Below are 11,639 nucleotides of genomic sequence, written 5' to 3' on the forward strand. Positions count from 1 at the left end.
GCTCGTAAAGCATCAAATAATAGAAGAATAAAATTTAATATAAAAAAATCCCATCAGAATATTTCTGGTGGGGGTTTTGGTGGGGAACCAATCAATTTTGACTGATTTTTAACCTTTTATAATAACTGAAAATGCTGTTAAATCAACCATTTCACTTCAAATCATGTTTATAAATCATTCCCACTCTACAGTTGCAGGTGGTTTACTTGTAATATCGTAGACGATACGGTTAACGTGGTCAACTTCGTTTACGATACGAACTGAGATTTTTTGGAGAACTTCCCATGGAATCTTAGCGAAGTCTGCAGTCATTCCATCGATAGAAGTGATGGCACGGATAGCGATGGTGTAGTCATAAGTACGGCCATCTCCCATAACACCTACTGAACGAACGCCAGTGTTAACAGTGAAGTATTGCCAGATATCGCGGTCAAGACCTGCTTTAGCGATTTCTTCACGAAGGATAGCATCTGACTCACGAACAGTTTCAAGTTTTTCTTCAGTGATTTCACCCATGACGCGGATAGCAAGTCCTGGTCCTGGGAATGGTTGGCGCCATACGATGTGGTCTGGCATACCGAGCTCTGTACCGAGGGCACGGACTTCGTCTTTATAAAGAGTGTTCAATGGTTCAATCAGTTCAAATTGCATGTCTTCTGGAAGACCACCAACATTGTGGTGTGATTTGATAGTTTGAGCAGTATCTGTACCAGACTCAATCACGTCAGTGTAAAGCGTTCCTTGAGCAAGGAATTTCACATCTTTAAGTTTGCTTGCTTCGTCATCAAAGACATAGACAAACTCGTTACCGATAATCTTACGTTTTTGTTCAGGGTCAGAAACGCCAGCAAGTTTGTCAAGGAAGCGTTTTGCAGCGTCTGCTTTGACGATATTCAAACCAAACTTACCACCAAGCATGTCCATAACTTGGTCAGCTTCACCTTTACGGAGAAGACCGTGGTCTACAAAGATACAGATCAATTGATCTCCGATGGCTTTTTGGAGGAGAACCCCAACAACTGAAGAGTCAACACCACCTGAAAGACCAAGGAGAACACGTTTGTCTCCCACCTTTTCACGGATTTGTTTGATTTGCATCTCGATAAAGTTATCCATAGTCCAGTCACCTTTGGCACCACAGATATTTAAAGCAAAGTTACGCAAAATATCATAACCGTGAACTGAGTGGCGAACTTCCGGGTGGAATTGGATACCGTAAATTTTCTTATCAGGGTTTTCAATAGATGCATAAGGACAGTCTGCAGAAGTTCCAGTACGAACAAAGTCAGCAGGAATTTCTGTAACAGCATCTCCGTGGCTCATCAATACAAGTTGTTCTTCTGGAGTTCCAGCAAAAAGAGCAGATTCTGTGTGAGTCAATGTTGATTGACCGTATTCACGGTTACCAGCATCGCCTGCAGGAACAACCTTTCCTCCAAGCTTGTGAGTCAATAGCTGCATACCGTAGCAGATCCCCAAAATCGGAATTCCAAGTTCAAAAATCTCTGGATCAATATCAAACGATCCTTCTTCGTAAACAGAGTTTGGACCACCAGAAAGTACAATCCCGATAGGATTGATAGCACGGACTTCGTCAGCCGAAATCTTGTGACTTTTTAGTTCTGAAAAGACACCAATCTCACGGATGCGACGTGAGATAAGTTGGTTATACTGGCTACCATAGTCCAGAACGATGATCTTTTCGACATCTTGCAAATCAGTTGAAATGTTGCTCATCTTTTCCCTTTCTTAAAAGAAATATCTTCTTGAATATTCTATCATAAAAGGGTTAGAATTACCAACCAAACAAGTGCGGTTTGACTTTTCCCTATGAGTTACGGTACAATGGAAAAAATAAAGAAAAGAAGTGATCAAGCATGTTACCAGCTTATATGAAAATCCACGACCAAATCAAGAAAGACATTGATGAGGGAAGTTGGAAAATTGGGGAAAGACTTCCAAGTGAGCGAGATTTAGCAGAAGAATTTGCTGTTAGCCGCATGACCTTACGTCAAGCAATCTCTCTTTTGGTTGAAGAAGGGGTTTTGGAACGACGTGTAGGTAGTGGGACCTTTGTTTCAAGCACACGTGTTCAGGAAAGAATGCGTGGAACAACTAGTTTTACGGAAATTGTTAAAGCTCAAGGGAAAACTCCGTCTAGTCACTTGATTTCTTATCGTCGAACCATTCCAAATGAGCAAGAAGTGGCTAAACTTGGTTTACTGCCAACTGATAACATCATTCGTATGGAACGTGTTCGCTATGCGGATAAGGTTCCTGTTGTCTATGAAGTAGCGTCGATTCCTGAGAAATTTATCAAAAATTTCAAAAAAGAAGAAGTAACTAAGCACTTCTTTCAAACCTTGCAAGAGCATGGTTATCGAATTGGTAAATCTCACCAGACCATATACGCACGTTTAGCAAAAGAAAAGATAGCTCATTACCTAGAAGTTGAAAAAGGACATGCTATTTTAGGTTTGACTCAGGTTTCTTACTTTGATGACGGAACGGCTTTTGAGTATGTAAAGAGCCAATACGTCGGAGAACGGTTTGAATTTTATCTAGAAAATAATTAGTTTATAACATCACTCTTAAAGTAGAAACTCATCTATTTTAAGAGTTTTTATTTAGTTATGATTAGAAAACATTCTCCTAGTAAGAAAAATAGTAATCATACGAGTTTTTTTTAAAGATTCGTGTTATAATAGTTAGGTTATATGGTCCCGATAAGGTGGTAGAATGCATCTACCAGTTCTTTGTAACTCTATAACGAATATTTTTTAAGGGGGGACATTTTTATGTCAGAACGTAAATTATTCACGTCTGAATCTGTATCTGAGGGGCATCCAGATAAGATTGCAGACCAAATTTCAGATGCTATCTTGGATGCTATTCTAGAGCAAGATCCAGAGGCGCACGTTGCTGCTGAAACAGCTGTTTATACTGGTTCAGTACATGTTTTCGGTGAAATTTCAACCAATGCTTATGTCGATATTAACCGAGTGGTTCGTGATACGATTGCAGAAATCGGTTATACCAATACAGAGTACGGTTTTTCTGCAGAGACGGTAGGAGTTCACCCATCCTTGGTAGAACAATCACCAGATATCGCTCAAGGGGTTAATGAAGCCTTAGAGGTTCGTGGGAATGCGGATCAAGATCCACTTGATTTGATTGGAGCTGGAGACCAAGGTCTCATGTTTGGTTTTGCGGTGGATGAAACTGAAGAACTCATGCCATTGCCAATCTCACTCAGCCACAAGTTGGTTCGTCGTTTGGCAGAGCTACGTAAGTCTGGTGAAATTAGCTACCTTCGTCCAGACGCTAAATCTCAAGTTACTGTTGAATATGATGAAAATGACCAACCAGTGCGCGTGGACACTGTTGTTATTTCAACTCAACACGATCCAGAAGTCAGCAATGAACAGATCCATAAGGATGTAATCAACAAGGTCATCAAGGAAGTGATTCCAGCTTCGTATCTTGACGATGATACAAAATTCTTTATCAATCCAACTGGTCGTTTCGTTATCGGAGGTCCTCAAGGGGACTCAGGTTTGACGGGTCGTAAGATCATCGTGGATACTTATGGTGGTTATTCACGTCATGGTGGTGGTGCCTTCTCTGGTAAGGATGCCACTAAGGTTGACCGTTCAGCTTCTTATGCAGCTCGCTACATTGCTAAAAACATTGTTGCTGCAGGTCTTGCTAAGAAAGCAGAAGTGCAATTGGCTTACGCGATTGGGGTAGCTCAACCTGTATCTGTCCGTATCGATACTTTCGGTACAGGAACAGTAGCTGAAAGTAAACTTGAAAAAGCAGCGCGTCAAATCTTTGACCTTCGTCCTGCAGGAATTATCCAAATGCTTGACCTCAAACGTCCAATCTACCGTCAAACAGCGGCTTATGGACATATGGGACGTACAGATATTGATCTTCCATGGGAACGCTTGGATAAAGTAGAAGCTTTGAAAGAAGCCGTTAAGTAAACTAAAAAAAAGATTGGTCCTTAGACCAATCTTTTTTATGTTTAAAATTAGTTATCCAGTATTTTTACAAAAGCCCAGTTTCCAATAGATTTTGTTCCGTATTCTAACATCATCGAATCTAGTAATTCATACTTGTTTTTTTCATAGAAGCAAACATTTTTTTCAGTACTAGTAATCAAGCCCAAGCGTTTGCAGCCTTTGGATTTAAGATAAGGTTCAACACCTTCTTGTAGAAAAGCACTCCCGATTCCTTGGTTTTGACTAGAAGCGTTGACTCCCAACATCATCAAATACCAGTCAAAATTTCCTGATCTTTTCAAATGCTGTTCGGAACGTTCCACCAAATCAAGATATTTCAAGAGATTGCGCAGAGTAATAAAACGGAAAAGCTTGACCATACCATTCAGCAAATAAGATAGAATGGAAAAATCCTTTTGTTGCAGGAGGGCAACGGCCATGATTTCCCCGTCTTGTTCAGCTATCAGACAGGTCTCTCCTTTGATATAGAGTCTGGTCAGAAGGCTATCCAATAATTCTAAGAATGCTTGGTAATATTCTGGTTTTTTTAAATCATCTTTGATAAGAGTCATGAAAGGGTAGTCCATAAAGGCACCAGCCAACACTTTTCCAATTTTTTGATATTCATCTAGCCTGGCTTCTCTGTATACTATTTCTTTCATATCAAACTCCTTCATTAAAATCTCTCTATCTATTATAACGAAATTTCTCACATTTTTCGATTAAAGTGTGAAATTTTCACAAAAAAGCTTTATTCACAATAATTTATTTAAAGATATAAACAAGAAAAGGTATTAAAAAACCCCGCAGTTTTAACTGTAGGGTAGATTAATTCTATTTTGTAGGGATTGAAATCTCAATCAATTTATCAGAATAGAGGGTTTTAATATTTGCCTTATCAATAGCCTGTTGATTAATTTTACGACTGAGGAAAAATTCTTTGATTATTTCCATTTCTTTTTCACGGATTGCACGATGTTTATTGGAAATGAGGATTTCGTAATGAAGTGGAGCCTGAGTAAAAATAACATCTGTATTTCCCGCAGAATAAACCTCTACAAGCGTTGCGTCGGTGCTTTCTAGCTGACTTTTAACAAGTTGCGAGTGTGAATTTGTAGTATTGATAAGCTTCATAGGGTTTCCTCCTGTATTTCTATGTCTATTATAGCACTTTTTAGGAAATTTGGTAAAGATAGTTTAAATTTGATGTTGTTTTTTCCAAGCTTCGATCGCCCATTTGTGACTTCCACGTTTTAAGCTAGTAATAGCTTCATCGATTGGGAACCAAGCTAGATGATTGAAGTCCTCGAGAGGTTTTTGAATTTCTTGGTAAGAAGTGGCTTCGTAGAGATAGGCTGGATTGTAGTAGTAGGTATCACGATGTCTAGAGTAGAAGTATTCATCAGCTTGCCCGTAGTAGGTGCCGATTTCAGCTGTAAATCCTAATTCTTCAATCAATTCTCGTTTGAGAGCTTCAAGGTGATTTTCACCTTCTTCAATTTCGCCCCCTGGTAAGAACCATGCACCATTTGGAGCTTGTACGAGGATAATCTTTTCATGGTTTGCATCAGGTATGACTGCATAAACGCCATATCTATTTTTGTAGGTTACTCCCTCTTTTTTTTCTCCAAATGTTGGATTTGCCATAAATTTCTCCTTCGTGAGTGCGCTTTCTTTCTATAATAGTAAAGAATGCTCTTACTGTCAAGCAAGAACATTCTTTTGTATGTGAGGAACTAGTCGTTTGACTCGACTGTTTCCGTTTTATTTTTGGACTTAATCACGATTTTACCTTTACTTGTCATGACTGCCTTGAGGTCTTTTTCACTTGGATTTTCAAGGTAGTAGTCTGTAATGGCATCTTCGATATAGTCTTGGATGGTACGACGGAGTGGACGAGCTCCCATTTTTGGATCGTAACCAAGGTCTACAAGTTTTTCTTTAACCTTATCTGTTACATCTAAATGGATGTTATTACTTGAGAGACGTTTATTCACATCTTCCAACATAAGGTCAACGATTTGTAGGAGATTTTCCTTGCTGAGAGCCTTAAATTCAATAATCCCATCGAAGCGGTTCATGAATTCTGGACTAAAGAAGTTGCCTAATTCTCCAAGGACAGAGTTGGTACGACCTTCTCTAGCAGCACCAAAACCAACACTAGCTTCAGCCTTGCCTGTACCTGCATTTGAGGTCATGATAATGATGGCGTCCTTAAAGCTAACAGTTCGGCCTTGACCATCCGTTAAACGGCCATCATCCAATACTTGAAGGAACATATGCATAACATCTGGATGGGCTTTTTCAACCTCGTCTAGGAGGATCAGTGAGTAGGGGTTGCGACGCACTTTCTCAGTCAACTGACCTGCTTCATCATAACCGACGTATCCTGGAGGGGCACCGACGAGTTTGGCAACGCTATGTTTTTCCATGTATTCGCTCATATCAAAGCGAATCATGCTATCAGCAGACCCAAAGAGTTCGATGGCCAGTTGTTTAGAAAGTTCTGTCTTACCGACACCAGTAGGACCAACAAAGAGGAAGCTACCGATTGGACGGTTTGGAGTTCCAAGTCCAACACGGTTACGGCGGATAGCCTTAGCAATCTTATCAACTGCATCATCTTGGCCAATAACATGTGACTTGAGGTCGTCTGCTAGGTTGATGAGTTGAGACTGCTCTTTTTCTTTCAAATCACCAACTGGAATATTGGTCTTTTGCTCAATAATGTGTTCAATCGTCTTTTCGCTGATGATTGGAGTATCCTGATCCGTTACCTTGGTCTTTTGCATTTCCTTATATTTAGCAATCTGGTCACGGAAGTAGGCTGCTTTCTCAAAATCTTCATCTCGAGTTGCTTGAGCCTTGAGATTTTCTGCCTCGATTAAGCGTTGGTCGATGACCTTGGGATCTACAAAATTCAAGGTTAAGTTCATTTTTGAACCAGCTTCATCTAAAAGGTCAATAGCCTTATCCGGCAAGAAACGATCTTGGATGTAGCGGTTAGAAAGAGTAGCAGCGGCTTCGATAGCAGCATCTGTATAATGAACGTGGTGGTAATCTTCGTATTTCTTTTGGATCCCTTTGAGGATAATAATAGTCTCTTCCACAGTTGGTTCATCAACTTTAACAGGTTGCATACGGCGCTCAAGGGCGGCGTCTTTTTCGATGATGCGGTATTCATTGAGGGTAGTAGCACCAACTAGTTGAAGTTCGCCACGAGAAAGGGCAGGTTTCAGAATATTTCCTGCATCCATATTACCGTCTCCAGCAGAACCCGCACCGACAATTTCATGAATTTCGTCGATAAAGAGGATGACATCTTTGCGCTCACGAATTTCTTCCATGAGTTTCTGCATGCGCTCTTCAAATTGTCCACGAATTCCTGTGCCTTGGACAAGGCTAACAACGTCTAAACGAATGACTTCTTTCCCTTGAAGTTTGTGGGGAACATCACCATCTACAATTTTTTGAGCGAGGCCTTCGACAACGGCTGTCTTACCAACACCAGGCTCTCCGATAAGGACGGGATTGTTTTTGGTTCTACGGTTGAGAATTTCAATGACACGGATGATTTCTTCGTCGCGACCGATAACAGGATCGACATTTCCACGGCGGGCAATCTCAGTTATGTTGATACCGTACTCATCCAAGAGTCCTTTTTCTTGACTAGGAGGAGGTGTTTGAGCTGGCCCGCGATTTTGGGAACCAAAACCACCATTGCCACCATATCCACCACCTGACTGGGTTGGAGGAACATTATTATTGGAAGAAGGTCTAAAGTTATTCAGATCATTAAAGAAGTCTCCAAATGGATCAAAATCACGATTGTTTAAATCTGTAATGCCTTTGAATAAGCTATTGTTTGGATCTGTTTTGATAATTTTGTAGCAATTTTGGCAAAGATCGATTTGCTTTTGTTGCCCATTAAGATTGGTGTAAAGATGGATCGTTGAGTCATTGATTTTACAATTTTGACAGAGCATACCACTACCTCGTTTCTTTCTTGGCTTTGACTAAAACAGAAAGGTCAAAAATAGTCAAAGTTCTTTAGTCTCATTATATCATGATTGAAGGGGAAAGCAAGTAAAAAGATTGAGTCCTAGAACTCATGATAAGAGAGTTTTGTAAATGAAATATAGGGATAAAAAGAAAAATCCTATTTGTCATGCAAAAAGGATTTTCATTGGTCAAAGCAGGAGACTTCTCCGGCATTTATTCAACAATTAGTATAAAAGTTCGTAGATTTCCATCGCAATGAGGTCGATGCTATCAAATGTATATGTTTCACGAGCTTCAACATCACGAAGTGTAAAGAGTGGTCCGTTTTCTTCGTCGTGGTTAAAAGCAACCTCTGCGACAACAACTCCTTCGCGCTCAAAGTTACGTTTCAAGTTACCACCATCTTTAGTCATTGCTTCTAAGCGATTGATGATTCTAACCAAATGTGATTCCATTTTGATTCTCCTCCATTTCTTATCTTTACTATTTTACCATAAACAGACTCGACTTGACTAGAAAAAAACTAAGATTTCTCGCTATTTCTATCGTCTTTGAAAATTTATTGAAAATATTAGGAGAAAATGTTGAATTTTTATGCAATATATGTTATCCTTATACAAGTTTTAAGTTTAAATATTAAAAACAGAAAGTAGAGTATCCATGAATTTTTCTTTTTTACCGAAATATCTACCATATTTTAACTATGGTGCCGTTGTAACAATTATCATATCTATCTTGGTGGTCTTCTTGGGGACCATTCTAGGAGTACTGTTGGCCTTTGCACAACGTTCAAAGATTAAACCACTTTCCTGGTTTGCTAATCTATATATCTGGGTCTTCCGTGGGACTCCGATGATGGTGCAGATTATGATAGCATTTGCCTTGATGCATATTAGTGCTCCAACTATTCAAATTGGGATCTTAGATGTCGATTTGACTCGCTTGATTCCAGGGATTTTGATTATCTCTATGAATAGTGGTGCCTATGTATCAGAAACAGTTCGTGCTGGCATTAATGCAGTGCCGAAAGGACAACTAGAAGCAGCCTATTCACTAGGTATTCGCCCTAAGAATGCCATGCGCTATGTCATTTTACCCCAGGCTATCAAAAATATCTTACCTTCTCTAGGAAATGAGTTTATCACTATTATCAAGGATAGCTCGCTCTTGTCAGCTATCGGGGTTATGGAGTTGTGGAATGGAGCTACTACAGTATCAACAACTACTTACCTACCTTTGACACCGCTCTTATTTGCAGCCTTTTACTACTTGATTATGACCTCTATCTTGACACTAGCCTTGAAAGCTTTTGAAAATCGTATGGGACAAGGAGATAAGAAATAATGATTGAAACGCTAATTAAAATTGAAAACCTTCATAAAAGCTTTGAAAAAAATGAAGTTTTAAAAGGGATTGATCTTGAAATTAAAAAAGGTGAAGTAGTGGTCATTATCGGCCCTTCTGGTAGCGGTAAGTCAACCCTCCTTCGCTCTATGAATCTTCTCGAAGAAGCTACAAAAGGAAAGGTTATCTTTGAAGGTGTAGACATTACGGATAAGAAAAATGACCTCTTTGCCATGCGAGAAAAGATGGGAATGGTTTTCCAACAATTCAATCTCTTCCCAAATATGACAGTGAAGGAAAACATCACGCTTTCTCCTATTAAGACAAAAGGCGAAAGTAAGGAAGTTGCTGAGAAGAGAGCCCATGAGCTCTTGGCAAAGGTTGGTTTACCAGATAAGGCAGATGCTTATCCACAAAGTCTGTCTGGTGGGCAACAACAACGTATCTCTATTGCTCGTGGTCTTGCTATGGAACCAGATGTCCTACTCTTTGATGAACCAACTTCTGCTCTAGACCCAGAAATGGTAGGAGAAGTACTAGCAGTTATGCAAGAACTTGCTCAGTCAGGAATGACCATGGTTATCGTAACGCATGAAATGGGCTTTGCTCGTGAAGTAGCAGATCGTGTTATCTTTATGGCTGATGGTGTTGTTGTTGAAGACGGAACTCCAGAGCAAGTCTTTGAACAAACCCAAGAACAAAGAACCAAGGATTTCTTGAGTAAGGTTTTGTAAGAGTCGTAAAATGATATCCATTTCGACTTTTTTTAGGTGGATAGTTCGACAAGTTAGAGCAAAACTTCATTACTTAGTTTAGATTAAAGTTATAAATAAAAAGTAGGCATCAGCAAATGCTGATGCTTACTTTTTGTAGTTAAAATAAGAAGGTAATGCTTGTAAGTATACCTAATACTGCGAAAATAATTTTCCAAACTTGTTGGTTCTTTTTGAAAAGCTTATCAGAGTATAATGCTAGTATAAGAAATATAAAAAATAGTATATATTTATTAAAGATTGGCATGGATTTCCTCCTTTTATTGTAAGATTTCCATTACTTACATTATACATTATTTTAAATGCAGAATCAAAAATTAATATCTTTATTCTGTGAAGTTCCTTTATCCTCCAGTAAGAGAATGACTAGTTCTCCAACTGAGCTTTTTCTTATAGTTTCAGGCTATAGGGTATCTTAGGTAAGAAGTGTTAGAATGCAGAACGAATTTTTGTTATAATAGAAAATATTTGTTAGAAAAGAGAAAATACATGACACAGATGATTGATGGAAAGGCTTTAGCAGCCAAGCTACAAGGACAGTTGGCTGAAAAAACAGCCAAATTAAAGGAAGAGACAGGTTTGGTTCCAGGATTGGTCGTTATTTTAGTCGGAGAAAATCCAGCAAGCCAAGTTTACGTACGCAACAAGGAGCGTTCTGCTATCGCTGCAGGCTTTCAAAGTGAAGTCGTGCGAGTTCCGGAGACCATTACTCAAGAGGAATTGTTAGAATTAATCGCTAAATACAATCAAGATTCAGCATGGCATGGGATTTTGGTCCAGTTGCCATTACCAAAACACATCGATGAAGAAGCTGTTTTACTAGCTATTGATCCAGAAAAGGATGTGGATGGCTTCCATCCTCTCAACATGGGACGCCTCTGGTCTGGTCACCCAGTTATGATTCCTTCAACACCTGCAGGAATTATGGAAATGTTTCATGAATATGGGATTGACTTAGAAGGTAAAAATGCAGTTGTCATAGGTCGTTCCAATATTGTCGGGAAGCCTATGGCCCAGTTACTCTTGGCTAAAAATGCAACTGTAACCTTGACCCACTCTCGTACCCACAATCTAGCCCAAGTAGCTTCCAAAGCCGATATTTTGGTCGTAGCCATCGGTCGCGCCAAATTTGTGACTGCTGACTTTGTCAAATCAGGTGCAGTTGTCATTGATGTAGGGATGAACCGAGATGAAAATGGCAAGCTCTGTGGAGATGTTGATTACGATGCTGTTGCACCAATTGCTAGTCATATCACCCCTGTACCTGGTGGAGTTGGTCCAATGACCATTACTATGCTGATGGAGCAGACTTATCAGGCTGCTTTAAGAACGCTGGATAGGGACTAATCTCTACTACAATCATTAATGAATTTTTAAAAAGCAAGTTCTAATGGACTTGCTTTTTTCTTGCTCTATTTCTACTAAAATTCCAGTAAAACTTCTACAAATTATTGAAAAACTTCTACTATTTTGATATATTAAAAGCATCAATATGTATATGCAAAAATAAGTA

11 protein-coding genes are annotated in these 11,639 nt (G+C 39.4%); 5 read left to right on the forward strand and 6 right to left on the reverse strand.

Features of this window, described 5'->3' with window-relative positions:
• Positions 1–174 precede the first annotated feature (174 nt).
• Positions 175–1,737 carry a glutamine-hydrolyzing GMP synthase gene (gene guaA, locus AB8E63_RS03495; protein ID WP_178894746.1) on the reverse strand — a complete coding sequence of 521 codons (1,563 nt, stop codon included), beginning with the start codon at positions 1,735–1,737 and terminating at the stop codon, positions 175–177.
• Between the two features lie 140 nt (positions 1,738–1,877).
• Here guaA and AB8E63_RS03500 point away from each other — a divergent pair, with 140 nt between their 5' ends.
• The gene (locus AB8E63_RS03500; RefSeq protein ID WP_024054207.1) at positions 1,878–2,576 is read left to right on the forward strand and encodes a GntR family transcriptional regulator; all 699 of its coding nucleotides are present in this window, start codon (positions 1,878–1,880) and stop codon (positions 2,574–2,576) included.
• Between the two features lie 222 nt (positions 2,577–2,798).
• Positions 2,799–3,989, forward strand: a complete 1,191-nt coding sequence (metK, locus tag AB8E63_RS03505) for a methionine adenosyltransferase (RefSeq protein WP_254723991.1) — start codon at positions 2,799–2,801, stop codon at positions 3,987–3,989.
• 47 nt (positions 3,990–4,036) lie between these two features.
• On the opposite strand, the gene AB8E63_RS03510 is transcribed toward metK, so the two are convergent.
• From AB8E63_RS03510 to AB8E63_RS03530, 5 genes are all read right to left on the reverse strand, one after another.
• The gene (locus AB8E63_RS03510) at positions 4,037–4,669 is read right to left on the reverse strand and encodes a GNAT family N-acetyltransferase (RefSeq protein ID WP_074324287.1); all 633 of its coding nucleotides are present in this window, start codon (positions 4,667–4,669) and stop codon (positions 4,037–4,039) included.
• 172 nt (positions 4,670–4,841) lie between these two features.
• Complete coding sequence (locus AB8E63_RS03515; RefSeq protein WP_004253819.1) at positions 4,842–5,141, reverse strand: DUF1827 family protein; 300 nt, start codon at positions 5,139–5,141, stop codon at positions 4,842–4,844.
• Positions 5,142–5,204: 63 nt separating this feature from the next.
• On the reverse strand, positions 5,205–5,654 hold the full coding sequence (locus AB8E63_RS03520) for an NUDIX hydrolase (RefSeq protein ID WP_368909961.1): 450 nt from the start codon (positions 5,652–5,654) through the stop codon (positions 5,205–5,207).
• Between the two features lie 89 nt (positions 5,655–5,743).
• Complete coding sequence (locus tag AB8E63_RS03525; RefSeq protein WP_368909962.1) at positions 5,744–7,993, reverse strand: AAA family ATPase; 2,250 nt, start codon at positions 7,991–7,993, stop codon at positions 5,744–5,746.
• A 240-nt stretch (positions 7,994–8,233) separates the two neighbouring features.
• Positions 8,234–8,464: a DUF1797 family protein gene (locus tag AB8E63_RS03530; protein WP_004253825.1), complete on the reverse strand. Its 231-nt coding sequence runs from the start codon at positions 8,462–8,464 to the stop codon at positions 8,234–8,236.
• A gap of 205 nt (positions 8,465–8,669) precedes the next feature.
• Here AB8E63_RS03530 and AB8E63_RS03535 point away from each other — a divergent pair, with 205 nt between their 5' ends.
• From AB8E63_RS03535 to AB8E63_RS03545, 3 genes are all read left to right on the forward strand, one after another.
• The gene (locus tag AB8E63_RS03535; RefSeq protein ID WP_368909964.1) at positions 8,670–9,353 is read left to right on the forward strand and encodes an amino acid ABC transporter permease; all 684 of its coding nucleotides are present in this window, start codon (positions 8,670–8,672) and stop codon (positions 9,351–9,353) included.
• Entirely contained in the window at positions 9,353–10,087 is a 735-nt protein-coding gene (locus tag AB8E63_RS03540; RefSeq protein WP_368909966.1) for an amino acid ABC transporter ATP-binding protein, read from the forward strand. Before AB8E63_RS03535 ends, AB8E63_RS03540 begins: the two co-directional genes overlap by 1 nt.
• Positions 10,088–10,615: 528 nt before the next feature.
• A complete protein-coding gene (locus AB8E63_RS03545; RefSeq protein WP_368909968.1) occupies positions 10,616–11,473 on the forward strand; it encodes a bifunctional methylenetetrahydrofolate dehydrogenase/methenyltetrahydrofolate cyclohydrolase in 858 nt (285 codons plus the stop codon).
• The last annotated feature ends 166 nt before the right edge of the window (positions 11,474–11,639 follow it).

It is taken from the genome of Streptococcus sp. oral taxon 061, assembly GCF_964211575.1.
Lineage (GTDB): Bacteria > Bacillota > Bacilli > Lactobacillales > Streptococcaceae > Streptococcus.